Genomic DNA, 25,880 nt, shown 5'->3' on the forward strand with positions numbered 1-25,880 from the left:
ATCACAAAAAAAGGAACCGCTTTATTTTCATAAAAATCGAAAAAAAAGTTTATTTTATATTAAGTTAAATAGAAATTACGCTTAAGGCCATGAAATTAGTAAGGTTTAAAAGTACTAGCAATAAACGACTACTGATGAAATTTTTTATTTGATTTAGCCATTTGAATTAACCTTTCACAAGGAACAAAATTGTTACCATATTTCTGTGCCAATTGATGCATTATGTCAACAATATTCGCTATACCCTGTTGATCCATATATCGAAATGGTCCACCAGTAAAAGGAGGAAAACCAATTCCAAAAACTGCACCAATCTCACCATCATTTACATGACGAATAACCCCTTCGTCAAGACAACGAGTAGCTTCATTCAGCATCAGCATAATACAGCGCTGAACAATTTCCTGATCAGATAAAATTGTTTTCGGTTGAATATTAAGTAATTTATAAATGGTTGTGTCGACTTGACGCTGTTTTTTACACCAAGGCCAACTAATCTTATTTTTCTTATAAAGATAAAAGCCACGGCCATTTTTACGTCCCTTTCTATCATCTTCCAATATGATATTAAGTTCTGAAGGAACAGAAAATCGTTCGCCAAATTGTTCAACAAGCACCGGCATAATTTTAGTGCCTACATCAATTCCAACTTCGTCTAGCAAGGTCAATGGGCCAACGGGAAAACCAAATTTAACTAAAGCATTATCGATATGCTCAATTGATTCACCAGCTAACAGACAACGGGTCGCTTCAGCAATATAAGGTGCTAATATGCGATTAACATAAAAACCTGCACCATCAGCAACAACAATTGCAGTTTTACCCTGTTTTTTTGCCAATGCCACAGCAGTAGCAATCGTCTTATTACTCGTCTTACTATGAGGGATAACTTCAACCAATGGCATTTTATCGACTGGACTAAAGTAATGAAGTCCAATTATACGTTCTGGGTGTTTAGCAAACTCTGCAATTTTATGAATAGGTAACGAAGATGTATTAGAGGCAAAAACAACTTCATTTAATGTCATGGCCTCCACTTCTTGTACCATTTGACGCTTTAATGCTAAATCTTCAAAAACAGCTTCTACAATAATTTGTGCTTTTTCAAGGCCTTTATAATCTAATGTGCCTGAAATTAACATCATCTGTTGATCACGTGCTCGTACAGAAATGCGTTTACGTTTAACTTGCTCCGTTAAGCGATGCCAACTAAATTTTAATGCCTGATTAAGCCCACTATTGTTAATGTCCTTCACTCGAACAGGTAATTTTCCACGCGTTGCTGTCACATAGGCAATACCGCCTCCCATGAGACCGCCGCCTAACACACCCACCTGATGAATTGTAGCAGATTTTTCAAAACTACCCATTTCACTTTTTAGCGATGTCGAGCTAAAAAAAAGACCGCGTAAAGCAGCGGATTCTGGTGTCATTGCCAGCTCCCCAAAGGCTTTTGCTTCTGCTTCAAGCCCGGCTTGCATACCCTTTTCATAGCCAATAGTAACTACTGAAATCGCTTTTTCTAACGCTGGGTAATGACCTTTACTTTTTGAATTTGTTTTATTTTTAATTATGGCGAATAAGATATTTCTGATAATGGGTAATTCTGATAAACGCCGTCTAAGAGGCAAACATGCTTTGTCTTTTCTTCCTTTATCAATCCAGCTAATTGCCGTTTCCAATAAAATTTCGCTCGGAACAATATCATCAACTAAACCTAATTTTAATGATTGCTTTGGTCTTAATTGTCGACCAGTCAAAATCAAATCTAATCCATTAATTAAACCAATTAAACGAGGTAAACGTTGTGTTCCTCCAGAGCCAGGTATTAAGCCTAATTGCACCTCAGGTAAACCAAGACGCGTTTTTTCTGACAGAGTACAAATTCTTATATGACAAGCAAGCGCTAATTCTAATCCGCCGCCTAAACATACACCATCAATTGCTGCGACCACCGGTAGTGGATAATTTTCAAGCAGGGTGAATAATTTTTGCCCTGTCATAGCAAGCTGTGTAGCTTCTTCTTTTGTTCTACAATTGGAAATCATACTAATATCAGCACCCGCAAGGAAACACCCTGGTTTATTTGAAATAATAACGATACCTTTCAAACCCGCGATTGCTTGCGCCTGCTGTAATATCATATAAAATTGATCAACAAATTCAGCTTTTAATGTATTAACTTTTTCGCCAGGAACATCAATAGAAATAACACCAATATTGTTTTGTTGGACGGACAAATGAAATACCGGATAGCTAGTAATTGCAGGTAAGTTCTTTTCTTCATTTTTATTGGTTATCATTACTCAGCCTCCAAAATCATTGCTGCACCTAAACCGCCTGCTGCACAAGCGGTTGTTAACGCCAAACCACCACCACGACGATGTAACTCATTAAGTGTCTGTATCACCATACGAGCGCCTGTAGCAGCAAATGGATGGCCATAAGCAATAGAGCCGCCTAGTACGTTAAATTTTTCCATATTAATTTCACCAATTGCTTCAGATTGCCCTAATTTCTCTTGAGCAAATTTTTTGCTCGCAAACATTTTTATATTGGCTAATACTTGAGCAGAAAAAGCTTCATGCATATCAATTAGGGTAAGATCTTTTAAACTTAATCCAGCGCGCTTAAGAGCCAATGGTGTTGCATAAGAAGGGCCTAACAGCATGTCCTGCCATACATCAATAGCCGAAAAAGCATAACTACGGATATAACCTAATGGGGTTATACCTAATGTTTTCGCATTGGATTCAAACATCAACATTACGGCAGCAGCACCATCAGTCATTGGCGTACTGTTCGCAGCGGTAACAGTACCATGTTGACGATCAAAAGCGGGTTTTAACTTTGCATAAGAAGTAAGGGTTGAGTCTTTTCGAACATTATTATCTTCCGATAATGACTCTCGGAAAGGCGGTATATGGGCTGTCATAACTTCTTTATGTAATACACCACTATCCCAAGCCTGGGCAGCTAGAATATGGGAACGATGAGCAAAAGCGTCTTGTTCTTCACGACTGATATGATAGGTTTTTGCCATCTGTTCGGCAGTATCTCCCATTCTTAAACCTGTAGAATATTCGGCTACTGCGGGTGAGACTGGAAGAAAATCACGAAAACCTAATGTGCTTAAGAGTCGCAAACGTTGGCTTATTGATTTTGCTCTATTAAGGTTAACTAAAGTACTTGCCATTTTTTTAGTTACCCCAATAGGTAAAACTGATGATGAATCAGCACCACCAGCAATACCTACCTTGATGGTGCCTGCCATCATACTTTCAACAATATTGGTAATAGCCTGAAAACTAGTAGCACAGGCTCTAGAAATACTATAAGCATCTGCTGAAACAGGTAGCCCTGCCCCTAAAACAATCTCTCTAGCAATATTCGGCGCTTCAGGCATCTGAACGACTTGGCCAAAAACCACTTGATCAATAAATTGAGAATCAATACCACTACGAATAACTAATTCACGAACTACCATTTTGCCTAAATCGACAGCAGGTATATTATGATAAGCCGTTGCCTGTTTAGCAAAAGGAAGGCGTAACCCAGTAACAATTGCGATACGATCAGTATTCTTAACGTTGTAGTTCATAGCAGATCTCGCTTCCCTTTTTATAAAAAATGAAAAATGAAACTATAGTTAATCATTGCCAATACTTCACAGAGGTCTGATCTGATAATCAATTGTTATTCAAATGTAGTGAAAGAAAAATAATAAAAATTAAAAACTGAGAGGCGGCACACAAGATATGAATATTTATTTGTTAAACAAGTCAAAATATTGAGCACAGCTCAAGGATCAAATGCCTACAGAATATCTGTAGGCAGGGTTAAACTCAATTAACGTAAATTTAATTGAAAAATTAGCGTTTCAGCTTCACAACAAAAGGTAAAATTCGCTATTAATTTGACACCCTCAGCAATAGGCTGAATCTGATGTTCGATCTTACAAGGCTCCGATTCAACGGCGCGCGCTTTTTCCATCAACTGTGCTAACATTGTTTCAGCTTCATGTTGATTTAAAAAATTTTTTCAAAAGAAGCAGTACAATTTTGATTATCTATCACTGTACCCACATCAACACAACAGCAAGCAGCAGTTTCTTCAGCATGACAACGATTTTTAGCATCCGACATAATTATTTCCAACAATAAACATTAACAAAATATAATCATAACGCCAATTAACAAAAAGATACTAGTCACTATCTAATAATTTATAAAATATCAAATAGTTATTTGATCTAATATCCTATTGTTACCCTGTCTCAACCACTTCGCATAAATGATGCATCAATTTATGTTAAATAAATCACATTTTTACAAACAAATAACACATACGCGGTGAACATGCTTGTAATAAAACCGGTATTCAATTCTATACTCTGTCAACTGGTCTGATTTGCCATATTGGCATGGAGCCAATACAATTGCTGGCCTTTCTATTGCGACTAACAATGTCGCTCTTATCATAAATATAATTTAAGGGGTTTTGGTCATGAACCAGAAAAACCTGTTCAAACATACAATTTTGGCAATGGCTGTAAGTTTTATTTCAACAAATGCTAGCGCTGCTGGCTTTCAACTAAACGAATATTCCACCTCTGCATTGGGGCGTGCTTTTTCAGGCGAAGGTGCGATTGGCGATAATGCTAGCGTTGGTAGTCGCAATCCAGCTGCTATGATGTTATTCAATAACCCTGTGCTCTCTTTTGGTGCAATTTATATTAATCCTGACGTTGATATAAAAGGAAAATCACCTGTCACTGGTAACAGTACCACTTCAAGAAACATCGCTCCTCATGCCTGGATACCCAATGCCCATTTTATTTTTCCAGTAAATGAAAAATGGGCGGTTGGTTCTTCAATTACCACTAATTACGGCTTAGCCACCGAATTCAATCACAACTATAATGCCGGGCCTATTGGCGGCAAAACCGATCTGACCACACTTAACCTTAATTTAAGTGGGGCTTATCGGTTTAATGAGCATTTCAGTGCAGGTTTGGGTTTAAATGCAGTTTATGCCGATGCAGAAATTACCCGTCATATGGGGGAGCTTGGACGTCTAAAAGGGCTACCTGAATCAACCACTATTGCCAAACTTAAAGGTGATGATTGGGGATATGGCTGGAAAGCTGGTATTTTGTATGAATTAGATGAGAATAATCGTTACAGCTTTACCTATCGTTCAGAAGTTAAAATAAAGTTTAACGGCGACTATAGTAATGAGCTTCCCACATTCATACCTGGTGGTTTAGGCGGCAACAGCATTAAAGGTAAACTCAATTTGAATCTACCTGAAATTTGGGAAATCTCCGGTTATAATAAAGTCGCACCTAAATGGGCTGTTCATTATAGTTTAGCCTATACCAGTTGGAGTCAGTTCAAAGAACTGAAAGCCACCGCAAAAGATGACGGACGAGTTTTATTCAATAAACATGAAGGCTTTAAAGATGTTTTCCGAATTGCGTTAGGCACTACCTACTATCATGATGATCATTGGACGTTTCGTACTGGTATAGCCTTTGATGATAGCCCGGTGCCAGCTAAAAATCGCTCGATCTCAATTCCTGATCAAGATCGCTTTTGGATCAGTGCCGGTACGACTTATGCCTTTAACGAAAATGCTTCAGTTGACGTAGGAATTTCCTACATGCATGGTCAAAACGTAAAAATCAAAGAAGAAATGCCGGCAATACCTGCTAGCCCAGCTCTGCCGGCCTATGAATTTAAATCTAGTGGAAGCGCTTGGTTAGCTGGCGTTAACTTTAACTACAAATTTTAATTTTTGCTGAAAACATAAAAGGGATAGCCACAGCTATCCTTCCTAAAATCGGTTAGTAGGAAATATTTAGTGATAATAATCTTAAATCTTAATACCGTAGCAATACCAGCATCCACTAATTAAATAATAATAAATAATTCATCGAAGATGATGATTAGTAAAAAATTATATTATTAATTGCCTTTTTAATTTATAGAGAATCAAGTGACCGTGACCACACAAATCAATAAATCATCTGCTCGTTATTTTTTACCAATGAACATTTAAATTAAATATACCCACCTTTTACTAATCGATAGAATCCAAATCTTCTTCAATCACTGCGGCGTTAGGATTAATCGTCGGTTTCAACACACCTCCCTGCGCCTTAAAATCTTTATTTTGAAAATAAGCTTCCCTAATCATTAAATAAGGATCGGAAGAGTTTTGCAAAATACCATCAGAATCTAATAAAAGTGCCCGCTTTTCGATTCCTTCTAATACCCATTTTCCAGCTGACATCCAAAAAGTAAGGTAACTTAGCATCGGGTAAGCCTTATCAGCCCAATCGCCCCCATCTTCTCGTAAGGTAAAACTACCATAACCTGGCAATACCACATATGGACCATAGCCAACCTGATAATAACCTAAGGTACTACCAAAACGATTAGACTCTTGTTTAGCAAGTTTAGGATTAGCCATTGAAGCAATATCGATCAAACCTGCCATACCAAAAACACTATTTAGGAAAAAACGATTGAAATGTTTCATTCCTTGATAGATATCGCCACGTAGAAAATTATTCACCATACTTGCAGGCTCTTCCAGGTTAGCCAAAAAATTGACTAGACCATTACGAGCAGGCATAGGAACATAATCACGCCAGGCGACCGCAACTGGACGCACCACATAACGATCAAGCACATGGTAATTAAAATCAAACATTGTTCGATTAAAACTCTCTAGCGGATCAGAGCGCTGTTGATTATCAGTAGGTGTACTGGAACAGCTCGTTAGCAATCCTACTGCAAACAATACTCCGCATAAGCGATATGTTTTAAATCTTGTTTTTCTATTCAACAAAACACCCTCACATAGATTGTCCATTCATAATTATATATCCACATTAATTTAATCTTACTTACTTTTTTATTTAATGATAAGAATTTAATCACTATTTATCTAAGCATATAATGTGCAGGCCATTATTTGAAATAAGCAGATAGGTTAAAAAAACAAATAAATTACTCCAAGTTATAGACAAAAAATATTAACAAAAACAAAATAATAAAAATTATTCTCAATATGATGAAAACGGCATAATGTAAAATAGACAACTAAATTAAATAACAATAATTATTAAATCATTCATTAATTTATAATTTATAAAAACTATAAATTTACAAATAATCTATTTATATAACATAACTAACAAACAAACCAATTAAACACAAATCTAGTCATCAGCAATAAAATTAAACAAATGGCATTCAACAACTTGATTTTAATAGGGATTTAATAGTAGAATGAGTGGCATATTAAGATAAGTTAGATTAAAAAGATTTATGTCCTCTTAGTTAAATGGATATAACAAGCCCCTCCTAAGGGCTAATTGTAGGTTCGATTCCTGCAGGGGACACCATTAACATATTTGTAATAATTTATTTTAATCAACAAAAAGTTATAGTTACTCTCTCATATATTTCTTATTGTTAATTACCATCCCTACTCTATTTTGCGTAAATTTATCTTTCCCATGATTTGCAACTCACTTAATATCACTGAACATACGTTAAGCCTACTTGTATAATTAATATACTTTTATTTTGAGCAAAAAAATAACAAGGAGGTGTTATGCGTTTAGTTTATATTATTGAAAATATTATAAAAAAATATCATAATCGCCCTGCTATTGGCGAACGCGTTAAGCATTATATAAAAGATACTAAATCCAAGCGCATTGTTTGCCAATTAGCAGCAAAATATCAAACAATGACTTATAAACAATTATGGAATAGAGCTGAAAGTATTGCTAATGAATGGTATCACAATGACCAATACCCACTAAAAGCCGGTGATAAAGTAACTATCCTATCCTTTATTCATAGTGACTATATTGCTATTAATCTCGCTTGTGTTCAAATTAATGCAATTCTAGTTCCTCTACAAACTAATTTATCAAAAAAAGAATTAACACTTATTTTACAAAAAATAGAACAACAAATAATCGCAGCCAGCATAGAATACTTACCTATGGCAGTAGAGTTAGCCAAAAATAATAACTCAATAAAACGAATCATTGTTTTCGATTATGACCCTTCCCATGACAATGCAGAAAAACTAGAACAATTACAAAGTCAATTAACTATCAAAATCGAAGTATTAGCCAATATTATCCGTTTTGGTAGCCAGTTACCGAAAGTACCTTATCCCGAAAATAGTGATGATACATCCTCAATATCAATGATAATTTATACCTCAGGTAGTACTGGTGCACCCAAAGGCGCTATTTATACAGAAAAATTGGTAGCAAATATGTGGGACGCTAACCTATTTGCTAATAATACGAATAAAGAAAATACGACTATTCTGTATCTACCGATAAGTCATGGTTTGGCAAGCCAACTACTTAACAATCAGTTAGCTAGAGGTGGTACTTGTTATCTGGTCGCTAAAAGTAACTTATCCACGTTATTCGAAGATATTGCCTTAGCAAAACCTACTGAACTTTTATTAGTACCCAGGGTAGCTGAAATGATATTTCAACAATATCAAAGTGAATTAGAAGCTAGAAAAAAAACCACCAATGAACCACTGCTTGATAGCAAGCTTAAAAGAGAGATACGTATCAATATTTTTGGCGGTAGAATAACACATATAAGCTTTAGTTCAGGATCTCTTGCTAAGAAGTTAGCTGATTTCATTGAATCACTATTTGAAATAAAATTATATAATCAATATGGTAGTACAGAAACATTAGCTATCTGTAACAATAATAAGGTATTAAAACCACCGGTTGAGGATTATAAACTTCTCGATGTTCCTGAACTAGGTTATTATTCAACCGATAAACCTTATCCACGAGGTGAGTTATTACTTAAAACATCTACCATTATTCCCGGTTATTACAAATATCCTAAATTAAATAGCCAACTTTTTGATGAACAAGGTTATTATAAAACTGGAGATATCGTCAAAGAGACAGCAAAAGATCATTTAGTCTTTTTAGAAAGAAGAAAAAACGTTATTAAGCTTTCTCAAGGTGAGTTTATAACTACAACAATGCTTGAGACTTTGTATAAAGATAGCCCTTTAATAAAAGATATTTTTATTTATGGCAATAGTGAGTGGTCTTATTTATTAGCTGTTATTATTCCTACACCAGAATTATTATATCGGTATAATAAACAACAGAGCGAAATAAAACGATTAATTCACCAATCACTCGAAAAAATTGCTAAAGACGCCGGTTTAAAATCCTATGAAGTGCCACGAGATTTCTTAATCGATACAGAACCTTTCAGTCAGAAAAATAACTTATTATCCGAACTAGGAAAACCATTAAGGCAAAAAATTAAAGCTCATTATATTGATGATTTAAATAAATTATATCAAGAAATTTACAATAATAATTACTCTAATTTTTCACAACATATTAATAAAAGTAATATATTAGAAACCTTAATAAAACTGACTCAATATCTAGTAGGCTCTCCTGATATGGTTATTCATTCAGCAGTAACATTTCGCCAACTTGGTGGCGACTCTTTATCTGCATTACAATTTTCATTAGAAATAGAAAAAATTTGGGATGTCATGATCCCTGTCGATAAGATTGCCAATCCAACTTGTACACTAGATGATATTGCTGATTATATAAAATCAAATCAACATCTAATAAATTCACGTCCAAGTTTCGCTACTATCCACGGAATAGATAAGAAGAAAATTTATGCCAATCAATTAGCTTTAGATAAGTTTATCGATCCGGAAATTTTCCAACCAATAAAAAATTCTTCGCGATCCTTATCGAGCTTTCATAACATATTATTGACTGGAGCCAATGGCTATCTGGGAAAATTTCTTTGTTTAGCGCTACTCGAAGAATTAAATAAAACTGATGGTAAATTAATTTGTGTAATACGCGAAAAAGATAATGATAGTGCCAGGCAACGTTTAATTAATACTTTTAGTCCCCACAATCGCGAGTTAATGTTTAAATTTAAACAACTTGCCGATAAACATCTAACAGTATTCGCGGGTGATTTAACTAAGCCACAGCTAGGAGTTGATGAAAAAACATGGCATTATTTATCACAGACTATTGATCATATTTTTCACGCTGGCGCTTTAGTTAATCATGTACTGCCATATCAACATTTGTTTGAAACAAATGTGCTAGGTACAGCAGAATTAATTAAATTAGCGCTAGTCAATCAATTGAAACATTTCGTTTTCATTTCCAGCGTTATCGTTGCGATACCTTCCGATAATAATAAACCATTAAACGAAGATGATAATATATGTGATGCAATACCTTACCAAGAAATTTATAATCAATACGCGAATGGCTATGCTATTAGTAAATGGGCGAGTGAAATTTTGCTCCATGAGGCATATAACCGTTTTAAATTACCCGTTACCATTTTTCGCCCTAGTATGATACTGGCACATCGCCAATATGCTACTGAGCTTAATATTATTGATGTATTTACTCGATTATTATTAAGTATCGTTAATACTAAAATTGCGCCAAAATCTTTTTATCAATCAAATAGTAATCTCTCCCCTCATTATAATGGATTAGCGGTTGATTTTGTTGTTTCATCAATAATCAAATTATCAAAAAATAATGACAATCAGCAACTTACTTTCAATATGGTTAATCCACAAAATGATAAAGTGTCTCTTGACACGATTATTGATTGGTTAATTAATTCAGGGATTAATATTAAGAAAATAGATGATTATGAAGAATGGTATCAACAATTTAAATTAGCTATGCAAAAATTACCTAATAATTTAAAACAGTATTCTATGTTACCTGTTATTAGAAAATTAAAGCAGCCAGAAAAATAACTAGCAATTTTTGGCTTCTGCCTAATAAATTCTCTTCTGCTGTGGGAAATACAATACCAGCTATTACACCATCTTTAATTAGTAAATATATCTCTGACTTTAAAGCTCTAAATTTATTAATTTAGAATAACTTAATTAATTTTTTAACAAAACTATTAAATATGATTATGATTTTTGATTTAATAGCTAGCAGTAAATAATATAGCACCATAATGTTATGATGGTGCTTCTTGTAATAATTTTGTTCAAGATAAAAATAGTCTAATGAAATTTAACGACCTGCTTTTAATCGTTGAAAATAACTTTCATACAAAATATTAGCATTGCCCACATCATTCTGCCATTCTCCTTTTTTTAAGGTTTCTTCATCAGGATAGAGGGTTTTATCTGCCACAAGTTCTGCTGGTAATAATTGCTTGGCGGCTAAATTGGGCGTTGGATAACCAATTTGTTGCGCTACTTGAGCCGCAATATCAGGTCGCAGCAAAAAATTAATTAACTTAAGCGCCCCTTCAACATTTTTCGCATTGGCTGGGATCGCTAAACTATCCATCCAAAAAATGCCCCCTTCTTTCGGCCAAATAAATTGTATTGGGGCTCCTGATTGGCGCACTACATAGGCAGAACCATTCCATAGCATGCCGACATCGACTTCATCTTGTATAAAAGGATTAGCCGGATTATCAGAATTAAATGCCATGACATTTGGCATTAATTTTTTTAACTCTTCATAGGCTGTTTTAATCAATGTCGGATCGGTTGTATTACCTGAATGACCCAGCTTAAGTAGCGCCATTTGAAACACTTCCCGTGCATCATCAGTTAATAACAGTCCATTTTTATATTCGGGTCTCCATAAATCTGCCCAAGAGGTAATGGTTTTAGGATCGATAACCTCACTATTAATACCAATTCCTGTCGCTCCCCAAATATAAGGAATTGAATAATCATTTTCAGGATCAAATGATTTATGTAATAGATTTGGATCAAGGTTTTTAAATTGACTTAATTTACTTTTATCAATTTTTTGTAGCATGCCTTCCTTACTCATTTTCGCCACAAAATAGGTTGAAGGTACCACTAAATCATAAGCACCTTCAGTATAAGTTTTGAGTTTGGTGTACATACTTTCATTAGATTCATAAGTAGAATAAATGACCTTGATACCCGTTTCTTTAGTAAACTGATTAAGTAGCCCGGGAGGAACATATTCTGACCAATTATAAAAATAGACTACCTTATCATCAGCTGCTACAGCTGAGCCAATACTCGCGGCTATGATCCCTGCTGCAAGCCATGAGGAGCACTTTTTCATATAGTGTTTCCTTCATAAAACAATAGTGAGTGAAAACCCAATAGACTTTTTTGTCTAGGTAAAAAAGTTATTATATGGGCACCTGTAATTGGTAAAGCTTATAAATGCCATTTAGTGATGAATTTTACTAGAAAAAACTATTTCGGATTTTTAATAAAATAAAAAATAATAGCTAACCAAAATACAACTAATTAGCATACTGATAATATGCCAATACTTGCGATCCACCGCATTTAATTCTTGCACTAGCTTAATTGATATTTTTTACCGATTTTATTTTTAACATCCATTGACTCAGCAGTACAAGTATTAATGAAAATAGTAATAAAACTGTCGCTAGTGCATTAACTTCTGGTGAAATTCCTATTTTTACCATCGAATAAATTTTCAAAGGCAATATTTCATATGCTGGTCCAGTAACAAAAGAAGATACAACCACATCATCCATTGAAAGGGTAAAACTCAATAACCAACCCGAAATTACAGCTGGCAATGCTAGTGGTAAAATAATTTGCCGTAAAATAGTTAATTCACCAGCGCCTAAGTCTCGCGCAGCTTCTAACATTTTCACATCAAAATCCTTTAGCCGCGCATAAACAGTAATAACGACAAAAGGTAAACAAAATGTAATATGAGAGAAGAGTAAAGACCAAAAACCTAAAGAAATTCCTAACAACATAAAGACTAATAGTAATGAAATTGCCATTACAATATCAGGAGACATCATGACAACAAATAACATACCACTAACAAATGATTTTCCTCTGAATTGGTAGCGAAATAGAGCTACCGCTGCTAATGAACCAATCAAAGTAGTGCAACTAGCTGAAATCATTGCTATCGTTATTGAATGACCTGCGGCTTGTAATAAACTATCATTATTCCACAACATGTCATACCATTTTATAGTCAATCCTTGCCACACATTACCAAAGAGTGAGGCATTAAATGAATTAACAATCAAAATAATAATTGGTATATATAAATAGGCATAAATGATGGTGAGAAAACCACTTCGTAAAAAACGTCCAATCATGCCAAATCCATCTTTTTATTCAGCAAATTTGCAGCACGATAATAAACATAGAGTAGTAGACCCATCGCAATAGTTAATACAATACTAGTGGCTGCGCCAAAAGGCCAATCGCGCAAATTAAGAAATTGGCTCTTGATAACGTTACCAATTAATAAATTCTTTGCCCCGCCCATCAAATCCGCTACATAAAACAATCCCATTGCAGGTAATAGCACTAATAAGCATCCCGCTATTATACCTGGCATAGTTAACGGCACTATAATGCGTAAAAAAGTCTGAAATTTGTTAGCGCCAAGATCCCGTGCAGCTTCAAGACAGGATTTATCCAATTTTTCAATACTTGAATAAAGCGGCATCACCATAAATGGTAACAAAATATAAACCAATCCCAAAATGACGGCTTCTTGCGTATACATGATACGAATAGGTTTATCTATCAACCCAATCCAGAGCAAAAAGTCATTTAAATAGCCGCGGGTACTCAAAAAAATCTTCAACCCATAAATACGAATAAGTGAATTAGTCCAAAATGGTACAATCAATAAAAATAACATTAATGGCTGTAATTTTGGCGATAATCGCGTCAGAAGAAATGCAAATGGATAGCCAATGACTAAACAACATAATGTGGCAATAATTGCCATATTTAGTGAGTGGAACATCACCTCCACGTATAAGGGATCAAATAGCCGGGTATAATTATCGAGAGTAAAAACCATGTCGACTAAATTTGCATCATCACGGGTCAAAAAACTGGTAATAATGATCATTAAATTTGGTAAGAAGGCAAACAATAGCAACCATGAAACCAACCCAATAACGATAACATTTTGAAAAAATTTACGATTATTCTTCATCGAGAAGGACGACCTCCCAACTTTCTACCCATGTCACGGCAATTTTTTGTGCCAACGAGTGGTCTACATCCGGATCATCTTCATTGAAAAATTCACTCACCATCACCCGCTTACCATTGCTCATTTCTACTTCAGTATCAAGCATCATACCTTTATAGTTGCGTTCACGTACATGTCCAATTAGTCCGGTTGGCTGTTGTTCGTCGTCTATCTCTTTAACGCGTAAATCCTCTGGCCGCAATAAAACTTTTAATGGCTGACCTTCTGATACAGCAAGCTTGGTGTAAATATCACACTCATAGCCTTCAACATTGGCTCTAATACGCTGTTCATCGATACGATGTAAAGCAATCGCATCAAAAATATTAATTTCGCCGATAAACCGTGCAACGAATAAATTCTTTGGTTCTTCGTATATTTCACGGGGCGATGCATCTTGTTCAATATGCCCATCTCGCATAACTAAGATACGATCAGACATGGCTAACGCTTCTTCTTGATCGTGAGTGACATAAATAAAAGTGATCCCTAACTGACGTTGTAAGGATTTTAATTCACTTTGCATCTTTTTACGCAAATTATAATCCAGCGCCGATAAGGACTCATCTAATAAAAGAACTTTAGGTTTATTGATAACTGCACGGGCAATTGCCACTCTTTGCTGCTGTCCACCCGATAACTGATGTGGATATCTCTTGGCGAAATCTTCTAACTGCACCATACGTAGCACTTCTTCCACTCTCGGTTTTATCTCTTGAAAAGATTTTTTCTGCATACGTAAACCAAACGCAACATTATCAAATACCGACATATGGGGGAATAAGGCATAACTTTGAAAAACAGTGTTTACATGACGCTGTTCAGCCGGAATATCCGTAATATCCTGACCTTCAAGGAAAATATGCCCATTATCAACGTGCTCTAATCCAGCAATTAACCGCAAAATAGTCGTTTTACCACATCCTGAGGGACCTAATATAGTAAGAAATTGACCATCATTAATCGTAAGATTAAACTGTGAAATAATATTTTTGCCATCGAAACCTTTAGTTAAGGATTTTAATTCGATTAATGGTGTAAGAGAGGTTGTCTCAGTCATTTAAAATATCACTCTATCCCTTATAGTAATGCAGATAGAACCGCAACAGGAAAAAGACTGTATTAGCTAATCAGGAAGACTCCCAGCAATAGCCAAAACCAGTTGCGCCAATAAATTGAATAAAGACAGAATGATAAACGCAGCAACACAAAATTAAAAGCAATATCATCAGAAAAATGACAACATTAATCTTAATATATTAAATTAAACTTAAGCCTAAATAGGTAGTGGTCGAAAATAAATCTAATACTTCTATTTATTGCATGCCATCAATTAACACAAAAAATGATAAAGTGGGCTTACTATTTTCATTAATAATTTGCATAAATTATAACCAATAACTAGTGATTTATAAAAAACTCAATTTATACTATTGGCTTATTAAAACAATAAGTTAAAGTGAACCAAATTGCTCATGATAATTTATTTGACTGGCTATTTCCCTCAACTAGAATGAAAAATACGTAAAAAACGTTGATACCAGCAATATGGTGTAGGATGTACTAATGCATTCAAGGCGCGAGAATAATCCATAACTAATCCCGGCGTCCACGCCATGGATATCGCTCGCTGGCGAATTTGCGATGCAACCCATAATTCTGGCGCCAACAATAATTTCACCAGCGTTAAAAAATTGTTGCTTTTATCAGCCAGTACCCCCTCTAACGCAGCTTCTAGCGCATAAGCCACACTACTAGAGCAATTGCGGTAAGTTAAATTATAAAGCGCTCTTTGCCGATACTTTTGCCAAAAAATTGCCAAAGTAACCGCGTTATAATGATAAAAATGGATCTGAAAATCGGAGCGACACCACTGTGAAACTTCAGTGTCATAATCAGGCTAAAATTCACCAGCAACATTATTTTCTGCGGTAGCTTTTAATTTATTTAAAAATTCGGAAGGAGAACGATCAATATCATCGATTGGATATAAGCTAATATAAATCTGATGTCTGATCTCCAATGCCGCGTGACCAGTAGAAATAACACCATTACCATCAACAGCGGCAATGTAACGATTAATTACGGGGCGAGGTCTGGGCGGTAAATCAGCCGAGCCTTCTGGCGTCCAAATATGCACCGTGAGCGGTGAAGTATGAGACAGATTGATATTCGTTTGCTGCTCTGGCGTCAATGGCATAACTACATCTATGTTAATTTCTTGCTGTTCAAATTCTCTTTGTGATAATGCGCTATCAGCCATTAAAGTAAATATCGTTTGGCCATGTCGAATAACCCGTAATTTACTGGCGAAACGGATGGCAGATATTCCACTATGCATTAATAACACAGCCAAAACGATTGGAAATGTCGATTGATAACTAAGCGGATAAGGAAATAAGATCACCATAGCAAAGAATAAATAACATCCACCTAACCAAATAGTACGTTTCCATAGACGATGCCGAACCACTAAAGCAGACACAATGCTAAATATAGCAAGCAATAAATAATTAAAGCCTAACACTATTGATAAAATCAAATGGCTATAATTATCATCAATTAAAAGAGAAACAGATACCAGAAAAAATAATCCACCTTTGAGAAAAAGAATAAATTTTTGGCTGCCAATGCCACTATTGGCAACACTTAAGGTAATTAAACTCTCTATTAATGTGAATATACTTATCCAGACCACCGGAATATAACGCGTTTGTGCTACTTCATCACAAAATATCACTAAGCCCAATAAAGCCCATAATAACCCACCAATTAGCAACCAAATCGCCTGCTGGTGCATAAATTTTTTACCTAACAGTAAACAAGCAATTTGCAACATAGACAATCCGTTATAAATCAACCTTTGATTTTGAAAGAATTTCCCATTCACCTAATAGCATTGGATTGGTTTTATCAGCAATAGTAATTAATATTCGATCACGCACATTGAGCCATGCCCCATCTAACCCCTTTAACTGAAAACTAACCGGAATACCATGATAAGAGCTTACTAATGACCAATGCTCTTTTAACATTTCATGGGCTGAAATTTCAATCGCTTGTAATATATGGTGAACATCACTTTTCACCGGTAACGATGTGATTAATTTAATTTGTGGATCAAATTTTATTTTGTTTTCGTAAATAAATAGTTGGTAACGAATAAGGGATTTTGATGCTTGTTTTATCGTTCTTTCTACTTGAGATGCAGCAAGCAATGAAAGTAGCAACATAAAAATGGCAATAACGGACAGGTAAGTTTGAGCAAGTAATAGAGGCTCTTCTCTTAATAAACCAGGCAAAAAGAAAGGTCCATAGCCCTGTTCACAATAGAAAATAACAATGGTTCCCAACACTAATAATCCAATTCCTCGACCAAAATCTTGCAAAAACAGGATCAAAAGAATAATAAAAATAATGGGTATGCAAGCCAATATAATATTTAATGCTGAACCATAATGATAATTAATATAACCTTTCAGCCCTGTGATCTGATCAGAAAAAATTAACCAGCTACTGATTGCCAGCAATATTAACCAACATAATGTTAATAATATTTTTTTAATACTGTTAAGTCGCTTTAATGATTGTGGTTGTACTAAACCTAATAACATAGCGACGGCAAAATAGATACCTGACATATCGGCCAGCCAACTGGTAAGAAAATCATCTAAATTGATCTTCTCATCAAGAGATCCCAACAACAGGACACTCAACCAATTATCGATAGCACATACTACTGCTGAAATTATAATCCAAGTTATAATGGTATTTAATGGCGATTGATATTGTGCTAAATATCTTACAATAGAAGCAATTAATAATGGAGAAATAAGTAAACTAACTGCACTAATCATGCTCATCGCAGAAGAGACAATATCGAATGGCTCCAGATACCAATTGACCAAACTAAATAAAAGCAAAAAAGCCGGCCAAGCACGGACTGGTGATATTAAAAACGCCACAATACTCACACCAGCAGGAAACCATACCACAACTAGCGATTCATCATACGGTACTTGTACTTCCTTAGAAATAACAGCCGAAATAAAATAAATTAATGTCCAACTGAGGAATGTAAACCACCTAATATGACTGGAAATTTTCACCAGTCCTATCATCAACGCTTCTCCTTTATATTTTGCTAATAAAACTTTTAACAATCAGTAAATAATGTTTATTAGCGAAATAAAACTGTATTTAAATTTCAAGCACTAAAATAATGATATATATTAAACAAGTAGCAAAACTCAAAATTATTAATATTAAATTAGATTATTACTTTTTTATAACAAAGAAATGGCTTTGCGAAGCATTTAAAATATATTTTCCACTATTAAAGCTAGCCTAATTAAGTACTATTTTATTTAGCTATATGAATAAGGGCTTTGTTAAGAATAGATTAACAAGTACAATCCAATCATTTACTCAATAGCCAATAAGTCAGCATTTTATCTATCAAACGCTAATTTAATTAAATTTGCTAAAAATGAGCGAAAAATAAGTTTTAATTTCAAAGCTAAAACTATTAATTTTTGGCTAGTATTATCCCGGTTTGTAAAACTTTTGCAACATTATATGCACAATGCTGTAGATTTAGCTCTCCTTGCGCTAAAGCTGCTTGCTGTGATAACAGGCAGGGTAAAATACTAAATACAGCATTGATCCCTTGCTGGTAAACAGCTGCAATGTTTTTTCCTTGGATACCCACTATGGCGATAACGGGAATACCACTTTTAGCCGCAAGCTTAGCAATACCAATTGGCGCTTTTCCACCTAATGTTTGTCCATCCATACTTCCTTAACCGACTATAACTAAATCGGTCGTAGCTAATTCATCTTTAAACTGCATCGCCTGACAGACTGTTTCAATTCCAGAGCGCAATGTTGCATTGAGAAAAGCCAATGCCGCGATAGAAATTCCACCACCAGCGCCAGATCCTGGCAGATACCGATAATCAGTGCCAGTCATGGATTGAATAATATCGGCGTAATGAATTAAACCCTGTTCTAGATGGCTAACCATTTCGCGGGTAGCCCCTTTTTGAGGCGCAAATATTTTTGCCGCACCTTGTTCACCAATTAAGGGATTATTAACATCGCAGACTATTTCAATTTGACACTGTTGCAATCTGCTATCTAAAGTTGATAAATCTATCCGTTGCAGTGCAACCATTTCTTTAGCAACAAGTTCTAATAAGTGACCATCTTTACGATAAAAGCGGGCGCCCAACGCCTGCATCATACCAATACCACCATCCACCGTAGCGCTTCCTCCAACAGCTAAAATGATCTTTTTAACGCCGTAATCAAGCGCAGCAAGTATTAATTGACCGGTACCAAAACTAGTTGTCAATAACGGATTACGCTGGTCTAAAGGAACTTGCATTAATCCACTGGCTGCCGCCATTTCTATCACGGCGGTATCACCATCATTTAGTAAGCCATAATAAGCTTTTACGGGAGTTTTTAAAGGCCCTGCTACGGTCACTTCAATACGTTGCCCCCCTTTTGCAGCAATAAATGCATCAACTGTGCCTTCCCCACCATCAGCCATAGGAAAACATACATATTCGGCTGCTGGAAAAACGGCCATAAAACCAGCTTTGATCGCACATGCCGCCTGCTTAGCCGTCAGACTTTCTTTAAATGAATCCGGGGCAATAATTATTTTCATTTTCACTACCATTAAAAATTAAATAACATAACCTGCTATTAGCTGATCGTCATGACTGAGGCCATTTCATTTATTTGATGATAAAATAATAACGTCTGAAATTTTGTTAAATCATGTCAAGACAGGAGACAATATGTACCAAACTATTTTAGTCCCGATCGATCTGTCTGAAGAGACCTTAACGCAAAAAGTTGTTCCCCATATTAACGCGCTAAGTCAAACGGATAATCCCGATTTCTATTTTATCTCTGCTATTTATGCGCCTTCTTTTTTCATTGCTAGCAAAATTGTCTATTCTAAACAGCCAATTCGCAATGACGATGAAATTGTGCAGCAAGCTCTACAAACCCTACAAAGTATGACAAAGAAATTTGCTATACCAGAAGAAAAAGTACACTGTTTAATTAAAGCAGAACCACCAAGAGACGCTATTTTAGAAATTGCCGATGAAGTTAACGCTGATTTGATTGTTATTGCCTCTCGCCGGCCTAACTTTAAAACCCATTTACTAGGTTCAACCGCTGCCGCAGTGGTGAATTACGCTAAAATTCCGGTTTTAGTGATTAGATAAACACGGTTGAGCGGGAATAATCATCCCGCCTAGCTGGTAATATCACTAATTAATTATTATTCTTATTTTAAGAGAAATCATCCATTGGTATATATGATTAAATCACATAATTAATTTTTGCCAAATCTATTACTGGCTTGACCTTAAATAAGTTAAAGGTGCTATATGAGAGAATACAAAGTCGTTATCATCGTGGGTAGCTTGCGAAAAGGATCATATAATAAAAAACTGGCTAACGAATTAATCAAACTGGCTCATCCACAAATCCAATTTTTTTCGTCGAAATAGGAAAACTGCCACTCTATAATCAAGATGATGATGAACAGCCAAGTAAAGTGGTGCAAGATTTTAAACAACAAATCGCCGATGCTGATGGCGTTATTTTTGTCACTGCTGAATATAATCGTTCTATTCCTGGCGTATTAAAAAATGCCCTCGATCAAGGTTCTCGACCTTATGGAAAAAACGTGTGGGCACAAAAGCCAGCAGGCGTTATCGGTACTTCACCTGGCGCCATGGGAAGTGCACTATCACAACAACATTTAAGAAATGTGTTAACTTTTCTCGATATGCCAACACTAAATCAACCAGAGGCTTTTATCCAATGGAATGAGAATATTATTGACAAGCAAGGTAATTTGCTGGAAAGAACGAAAGTATTCTTACAAAAATGGCTGGATGCTTATAGCCATTTTCTAAAAAAACAACTTAATTAATTGAATTAATATTCTAAAATCAAAGGCTGATCAATTACAAAAGTCGCCTTTATTACTTTATGAATAATAACAAATTACTCACCAAAAATTAAAATTGATCACTTAATGTAAAATAATCTATAAATTTAATAACTTAAATATCTTGTTTCTCTTTTAATTAAATTCAATTCCCCACAATATTGATAAATTTTACTTGCTTATTTTGCTAATTTCTTTGACCTATAAACTATTATCAAAAAATCAAAAGGCCATTTTTGTGAGTAATTTAACTTGTTCTTATATAACAACAGATGCAAATTCTGCCGTTGCTTCTGTTGCATACCGACTCAATGAAATTATCGCCATTTATCCTATCACCCCTAGTTCCAGTATGGCTGAGCAAGCAGATATATGGGCAGCGGATAATCGAAAGAATATTTGGCAAGACACACCTAAAATAATTGAGATGCAATCCGAAGCAGGTGCCATTGCGACAGTACACGGTGCCCTACAAACCGGAGCACTGGCTACCTCATTTACCTCATCTCAGGGATTGTTATTGATGATCCCAACACTTTATAAGCTCGCCGGCCAATTACAGCCTTTTGTGTTACATGTCGCCGCCCGAACTGTCGCCACCCATGCATTATCTATTTTTGGTGATCACTCCGATGTGATGGCCGTACGTCAAACAGGTTGTGCTATGCTATGTGCTAATAATGTGCAACAAGCCCAGGATTTTGCCGTTATTGCACAAATATCCGCTCTGAATAGTAGATTGCCATTTATCCATTTTTTTGATGGTTTTCGTACCTCACATGAAATCAACAAAATTCATCCAATCTCCGATGAAATACTGCAACAACTAATACCTGAAAAAGCGATACAAGAACATCGTCAACGCGCTTTGTCACCAGAGGCACCCACTATCCGAGGAACCGCAGCCAATCCAGACACCTATTTTCAAGCTCGCGAAGCGATTAATCCTTGGTATCTTGATGCTTACCAGCATGTCTTAAATGCCATGCAGGTCTTTGGTAATGTTACCGGGCGTTACTACCAACCGTTTGAATATTATGGCCATCCTGATGCTGAACGAATCATCATTTTAATGGGTTCAGCGGCCGGAGCTTGTGCTGAAGTTATCGATCAACTGTTAACACAAAATGAAAAAGTCGGCATGGTAAAAGTGCATCTTTTTCGCCCTTTTTCTGCCCAACATTTTCTTAAAGTGGTGCCACTAGCAGTAAAATCTATTGCGGTGCTTGATCGAACTAAGGAGCCAGGGGCACAAGCGGAACCGCTGTTCCTGGATATTATGACGGCATTAGCGGAGTCTTTTAGCCAGGACCAACGTGATAGATTACCTAATGTTATCTCGGGTCGCTATGGTTTATCCTCCAAAGAGTTTGATCCTGACTGTGTGATCACCATTTTTCACCAACTTAAACTGACTAAACCCAAAACACGGTTTACTATTGGCATTCAGGATGATGTCACTGGACTGTCTTTACCGATTATTAAAGCATCACTCCCTAATACCCACAAATTAGCCGCCCTATTTTATGGTTTAGGTAGCGATGGCTCAGTATCCGCAACAAAAAATACGATTAAACTTATTGGCAACCATACCCCTTTATTTCCACAGGGATACTTTGTTTATGACTCTAAAAAAGCAGGTGGGTTAACGGTTTCACATTTACGTATTAACCCCTATCCCTTCTATTCATCATATCTTATTAAGCAAGCAGATTTTGTCGGCTGCCATCAGTGGCAATTTATCCACAAATACCAGTTAATTGAAAAATTAAAACCAGGTGGTATTTTTTTAATCAATAGTCCTTATAGATCTGATCAAATCTGGCATCATCTGCCGCAGGAAATACAATATTTGTTACGACAAAAACAGGCACAATGCTATACCATCAATGCTTATCAAATCGCCCGACAATGCCAATTAGGTGGTCGTATCAATACCATTATGCAAACGGCTTTTTTCTATTTGACCCAACTATTGCCTATGTCTGAAGCAAAGCAGCAATTAAAAGAGGCAATTAGCCAAAGTTATAGCAAAAAAGGGGCTGATGTCGTTGAAAATAATATTAACGCCGTTGATCTCACCATCAGGGCAATAAAAAAATTTGATTTACAGGAGATTGATATCACCAGCCTTTGCCGACCCGCAACGGTAGCTCATAATGCCCCTGATTTTGTAAAAAACGTAACCGCAAAAATGATCGCAGATTTAGGTGATACCCTTCCCGTGTCAGTATTTCCACCCGATGGTAGCTGGCCAACAGGCACGACAAAATGGGAAAAACGCAATATCGCCGAAACGATCCCTATTTGGCAACCGGCTCTATGTACCCAATGTAATTATTGTGTTGCCGCCTGTCCACATGCTGCGATTCGTGCAAAAGTCACTTCTGCCGAAATACTGGCAGCTGCACCGCCTAGCTTACCCTCTTTAGCCGTTAAATCACGAGATATGCGAGGACTCAATTATGTACTACAAGTCGCGCCAGAAGATTGTACTGGCTGTAATCTTTGTTATGAAGTTTGTCCGGCTAAAGATCGGCAAAATCCACAAATCCGCGCCATTAATATGCAGCCTCGGGTTGAACATCTAATAGAGGAAAAAATAAATTTTAATTTTTTCCTGCAAATTCCCGATATTGCCCCACATCAACTAGAACGTATAGATATTCGGACTTCACAATTAATTACACCGTTGTTTGAATATTCAGGAGCTTGTGCCGGTTATGGTGAAACCCCTAACATTAAATTACTGACTCAGTTATATGGTGATAGGCTACTGATTGCCAATGCCACTGGCTGTTCATCTATTTACGGTGGTAATCTTCCTACTAGCCCCTATAGCAAGAATAACGAGGGGCGAGGACCCGCATGGGCAAATTCCCTCTTTGAAGATAATGCAGAGTTTGGTATGGGATTTCGTTTAACATTAGAGCAGCATAAAAAAAGAGTCTCTCGTCTGCTAAATGGCTTAGCTAAACAATTACCGATTACACTAATTAATCAACTACAGGATGATTCTTTATCAATTGAGTTAAAGCGTCAATTAATTGTTCAATTACAATCATTACTGAATAAAATCAATACCGCTGAAGCCCAACAATTAAGCACCGATGCTCACTATTTGATTGATAAATCAGTATGGATCATTGGTGGAGATGGGTGGGCCTACGATATTGGTTATGGTGGCTTAGATCATGTACTCAATAGTGGTGAAAATATCAATGTTCTGGTGCTAGATACACAATGCTATTCCAACACAGGTGGCCAACAATCAAAAGCAACGCCAATTGGTGCTGTAACTAAGTTTGGTCAAAATGGTAAACAAAAGAGCCGTAAAGATCTGGGAATAACCATGATGATGTATGGACATGTATTTGTAGCACAAATCGCTATTGGTGCTCAAATGAATCAGACTGTTAAAGCTATTCAACAAGCAGCCGCCTATTCTGGCCCTTCATTGATTATCGCTTACAGTCCTTGTGAAGAGCATGGTTATGATCTTGCCTATAGTCATGAACAAAGCAAACAGCTTACAGCAGCTGGATTTTGGCCATTATATCGTTTTGATCCACAACGTAGACAGGCAGGAAAACCGGCGTTAATACTTGATTCAAGAGCACCGACAGCATCGCTAACGGATATCTTACAAAAAGAGCAGCGCTTTTCTCAATTAACCAGACAATTCCCTGAACAGGCGGAAATACTGGCCAAGCAAGCAGAGATAGCGGCACTTAAGCGCTACAATTTACTTGAATTACTTGCCAAACAGGATACTAACTAACATCACATAGGTCACGATCCTACAGATTAAAAAAACAGCATTAAGCAATAAAGCCGCTAAACTAATAAGCGGCTTTATTAACATTAATTGATGGTTAATAATTATCCCATTTACCGTTTAGGAATAATTAATACCTGTCCAGGGTAAATTTTATTCGGATCTTTCAACATCGGCTTATTTGCTTCAAAGATTTGCTGATAAAGATTGGCATCACCATAAACTTTTTTTGAAATAGCACTTAAGGTATCACCCGCTACTACTGTGTAGTGCTGAACATCAACACTACCACCGCCAGTATGATCTTCAACCTTTTCAATACCAGCAACATTGCCTAGCGCAACCAAAATCTTATTTTTCATGTCAGCAACAATGCCTTCACCCGAAACGGTGACTTTACCATTATCATCAACATTAACATTGACCTGATCCGCCCCTTTGATCCCTAGTGAATCAAGATGTTCTTTCAGTTTTTTTTCTTTATCATCTTTAGTCGCCGTAGCAGGATCCCATAGTTTGTCGCCGGCGCTTTTTAAGAAATCAAATAATCCCATATAACCTCCATCACTTAGTTTTGAGGAAATAAATCTAAGCCTCAATCTATTAGATAATAAATTAAGCGCTCAAGCTACACACTATCCACTTACTCTATTTTTATCTAATAGTTTTTCAAGTAAATAAATATATCTCTATGTTAATGATTGTAGAATGATTTGCTCAATTTCGCCAAAGTTGGGTAGCAAATCATCGTTGCTGAGGTAATATCGATGGTGGGTCGTACAGGATCACTCGGCCTACGGCCTCGCCCTGCGGGTCGTTGTGCAAAGCACAACGCTGTCTCGCTACGCTCGGCTCGAACCTACACAGCTTCTCATCCTGTACTCGCATTGCAATATATTATTTTAGTTTTGTTGGAAAGTATGAAGAATTTTTTAGATGGTGGGTCGTACAGGATTCGAACCTGTGACCAATTGATTAAAAGTCAACTGCTCTACCGACTGAGCTAACGACCCATCTGA

17 protein-coding genes, 2 tRNA genes, 1 other RNA gene and 2 pseudogenes are annotated in these 25,880 nt (G+C 36.1%); 7 read left to right on the forward strand and 15 right to left on the reverse strand.

What is annotated here, in order from left to right; translation table 11 throughout:
• Positions 1-128: 128 nt before the first annotated feature.
• The 3 genes and pseudogenes from fadJ to H1X92_RS01985 all read right to left on the reverse strand — a co-directional run bounded on the left by fadJ (position 129) and on the right by H1X92_RS01985 (position 4,145).
• On the reverse strand, positions 129-2,303 hold the full coding sequence (gene fadJ, locus H1X92_RS01975) for a fatty acid oxidation complex subunit alpha FadJ (protein ID WP_180558631.1): 2,175 nt from the start codon (positions 2,301-2,303) through the stop codon (positions 129-131).
• Positions 2,303-3,601: an acetyl-CoA C-acyltransferase FadI gene (gene fadI / locus H1X92_RS01980; RefSeq protein WP_180558632.1), complete on the reverse strand. Its 1,299-nt coding sequence runs from the start codon at positions 3,599-3,601 to the stop codon at positions 2,303-2,305. Before fadI ends, fadJ begins: the two co-directional genes overlap by 1 nt.
• A gap of 248 nt (positions 3,602-3,849) precedes the next feature.
• Positions 3,850-4,145: pseudogene (locus H1X92_RS01985) on the reverse strand (YfcZ/YiiS family protein).
• 361 nt (positions 4,146-4,506) lie between these two features.
• On the opposite strand from H1X92_RS01985, the gene fadL reads away from it, so the two are divergent.
• Complete coding sequence (gene fadL / locus H1X92_RS01990) at positions 4,507-5,796, forward strand: long-chain fatty acid transporter FadL (protein ID WP_180558633.1); 1,290 nt, start codon at positions 4,507-4,509, stop codon at positions 5,794-5,796.
• Positions 5,797-6,084: 288 nt separating this feature from the next.
• On the opposite strand, the gene mlaA is transcribed toward fadL, so the two are convergent.
• Positions 6,085-6,855, reverse strand: coding sequence for a phospholipid-binding lipoprotein MlaA (mlaA, locus tag H1X92_RS01995; RefSeq protein ID WP_225507165.1), 771 nt, complete (start codon positions 6,853-6,855; stop codon positions 6,085-6,087).
• A gap of 487 nt (positions 6,856-7,342) precedes the next feature.
• Between mlaA and H1X92_RS02000 the strand changes: the two genes are divergently transcribed.
• Positions 7,343-7,417, forward strand: a tRNA-Arg gene (locus H1X92_RS02000).
• Between the two features lie 212 nt (positions 7,418-7,629).
• The gene (locus H1X92_RS02005) at positions 7,630-10,854 is read left to right on the forward strand and encodes a thioester reductase domain-containing protein (protein ID WP_180558635.1); all 3,225 of its coding nucleotides are present in this window, start codon (positions 7,630-7,632) and stop codon (positions 10,852-10,854) included.
• Positions 10,855-11,125: 271 nt separating this feature from the next.
• On the opposite strand, the gene potD is transcribed toward H1X92_RS02005, so the two are convergent.
• The 8 genes and pseudogenes from potD to H1X92_RS02040 form a co-directional block, all read right to left on the reverse strand.
• Entirely contained in the window at positions 11,126-12,169 is a 1,044-nt protein-coding gene (potD, locus tag H1X92_RS02010; protein ID WP_180558636.1) for a spermidine/putrescine ABC transporter substrate-binding protein PotD, read from the reverse strand.
• A 250-nt stretch (positions 12,170-12,419) separates the two neighbouring features.
• Positions 12,420-13,205, reverse strand: a complete 786-nt coding sequence (gene potC, locus H1X92_RS02015) for a spermidine/putrescine ABC transporter permease PotC (protein WP_180558637.1) — start codon at positions 13,203-13,205, stop codon at positions 12,420-12,422.
• Complete coding sequence (potB, locus tag H1X92_RS02020) at positions 13,202-14,062, reverse strand: spermidine/putrescine ABC transporter permease PotB (RefSeq protein ID WP_180558638.1); 861 nt, start codon at positions 14,060-14,062, stop codon at positions 13,202-13,204. Before potB ends, potC begins: the two co-directional genes overlap by 4 nt.
• Positions 14,052-15,161, reverse strand: a complete 1,110-nt coding sequence (gene potA, locus H1X92_RS02025) for a spermidine/putrescine ABC transporter ATP-binding protein PotA (protein ID WP_180558639.1) — start codon at positions 15,159-15,161, stop codon at positions 14,052-14,054. Before potA ends, potB begins: the two co-directional genes overlap by 11 nt.
• A 444-nt stretch (positions 15,162-15,605) precedes the next feature.
• Positions 15,606-15,923 carry a hypothetical protein gene (locus H1X92_RS16160; RefSeq protein ID WP_370520607.1) on the reverse strand — a complete coding sequence of 106 codons (318 nt, stop codon included), beginning with the start codon at positions 15,921-15,923 and terminating at the stop codon, positions 15,606-15,608.
• 78 nt (positions 15,924-16,001) lie between these two features.
• Positions 16,002-16,940, reverse strand: coding sequence for an MFS transporter (locus H1X92_RS02030; protein ID WP_370520608.1), 939 nt, complete (start codon positions 16,938-16,940; stop codon positions 16,002-16,004).
• A 10-nt stretch (positions 16,941-16,950) separates the two neighbouring features.
• Positions 16,951-18,222, reverse strand: coding sequence for an MASE1 domain-containing protein (locus H1X92_RS02035; protein WP_180558640.1), 1,272 nt, complete (start codon positions 18,220-18,222; stop codon positions 16,951-16,953).
• 407 nt (positions 18,223-18,629) lie between these two features.
• Positions 18,630-19,778, reverse strand: a pseudogene (locus H1X92_RS02040) (glycerate kinase).
• Between the two features lie 133 nt (positions 19,779-19,911).
• Here H1X92_RS02040 and H1X92_RS02045 point away from each other — a divergent pair.
• The 4 genes from H1X92_RS02045 to nifJ all read left to right on the forward strand — a co-directional run bounded on the left by H1X92_RS02045 (position 19,912) and on the right by nifJ (position 24,864).
• Complete coding sequence (locus tag H1X92_RS02045; RefSeq protein WP_180558641.1) at positions 19,912-20,349, forward strand: universal stress protein; 438 nt, start codon at positions 19,912-19,914, stop codon at positions 20,347-20,349.
• Between the two features lie 165 nt (positions 20,350-20,514).
• Complete coding sequence (locus tag H1X92_RS16165) at positions 20,515-20,637, forward strand: NADPH-dependent FMN reductase (protein WP_370520610.1); 123 nt, start codon at positions 20,515-20,517, stop codon at positions 20,635-20,637.
• 50 nt (positions 20,638-20,687) lie between these two features.
• Positions 20,688-21,065: an NADPH-dependent FMN reductase gene (locus H1X92_RS02050; RefSeq protein ID WP_370520611.1), complete on the forward strand. Its 378-nt coding sequence runs from the start codon at positions 20,688-20,690 to the stop codon at positions 21,063-21,065.
• A 256-nt stretch (positions 21,066-21,321) separates the two neighbouring features.
• Positions 21,322-24,864 (forward strand): pyruvate:ferredoxin (flavodoxin) oxidoreductase, encoded by a 3,543-nt coding sequence (gene nifJ, locus H1X92_RS02055; RefSeq protein ID WP_233458113.1) that lies wholly within the window; start codon positions 21,322-21,324, stop codon positions 24,862-24,864.
• A gap of 110 nt (positions 24,865-24,974) precedes the next feature.
• Here the strand turns inward: nifJ and lysM are convergent, their stop codons facing one another.
• The 3 genes from lysM to H1X92_RS02070 form a co-directional block, all read right to left on the reverse strand.
• A complete protein-coding gene (lysM, locus tag H1X92_RS02060; RefSeq protein ID WP_180558642.1) occupies positions 24,975-25,415 on the reverse strand; it encodes a peptidoglycan-binding protein LysM in 441 nt (146 codons plus the stop codon).
• Positions 25,416-25,629: 214 nt separating this feature from the next.
• Positions 25,630-25,757: non-coding RNA, RtT sRNA (locus H1X92_RS02065), on the reverse strand.
• Between the two features lie 41 nt (positions 25,758-25,798).
• Positions 25,799-25,874 (reverse strand) — tRNA-Lys (locus H1X92_RS02070).
• Positions 25,875-25,880 lie beyond the last annotated feature (6 nt).

It is taken from the genome of Arsenophonus endosymbiont of Apis mellifera (assembly GCF_903968575.1).
GTDB lineage: Bacteria > Pseudomonadota > Gammaproteobacteria > Enterobacterales > Enterobacteriaceae > Arsenophonus > Arsenophonus apicola.

Coding starts and splice junctions, on each gene's coding strand:
- H1X92_RS02045 (WP_180558641.1), top strand. CDS start 19,912: ATGTACCAAACTATTTTAGTCCCGATCGATCTGTCTGAAGAGACCTTA.
- fadI (WP_180558632.1), bottom strand. CDS start 3,601: ATGAACTACAACGTTAAGAATACTGATCGTATCGCAATTGTTACTGGG.
- fadL (WP_180558633.1), top strand. CDS start 4,507: ATGAACCAGAAAAACCTGTTCAAACATACAATTTTGGCAATGGCTGTA.
- H1X92_RS02030 (WP_370520608.1), bottom strand. CDS start 16,940: ATGTTGCAAATTGCTTGTTTACTGTTAGGTAAAAAATTTATGCACCAG.
- lysM (WP_180558642.1), bottom strand. CDS start 25,415: ATGGGATTATTTGATTTCTTAAAAAGCGCCGGCGACAAACTATGGGAT.
- H1X92_RS02005 (WP_180558635.1), top strand. CDS start 7,630: ATGCGTTTAGTTTATATTATTGAAAATATTATAAAAAAATATCATAAT.
- H1X92_RS02035 (WP_180558640.1), bottom strand. CDS start 18,222: ATGATAGGACTGGTGAAAATTTCCAGTCATATTAGGTGGTTTACATTC.
- potD (WP_180558636.1), bottom strand. CDS start 12,169: ATGAAAAAGTGCTCCTCATGGCTTGCAGCAGGGATCATAGCCGCGAGT.
- potA (WP_180558639.1), bottom strand. CDS start 15,161: ATGACTGAGACAACCTCTCTTACACCATTAATCGAATTAAAATCCTTA.
- H1X92_RS16165 (WP_370520610.1), top strand. CDS start 20,515: ATGAGAGAATACAAAGTCGTTATCATCGTGGGTAGCTTGCGAAAAGGA.
- potB (WP_180558638.1), bottom strand. CDS start 14,062: ATGAAGAATAATCGTAAATTTTTTCAAAATGTTATCGTTATTGGGTTG.
- potC (WP_180558637.1), bottom strand. CDS start 13,205: ATGATTGGACGTTTTTTACGAAGTGGTTTTCTCACCATCATTTATGCC.
- fadJ (WP_180558631.1), bottom strand. CDS start 2,303: ATGATAACCAATAAAAATGAAGAAAAGAACTTACCTGCAATTACTAGC.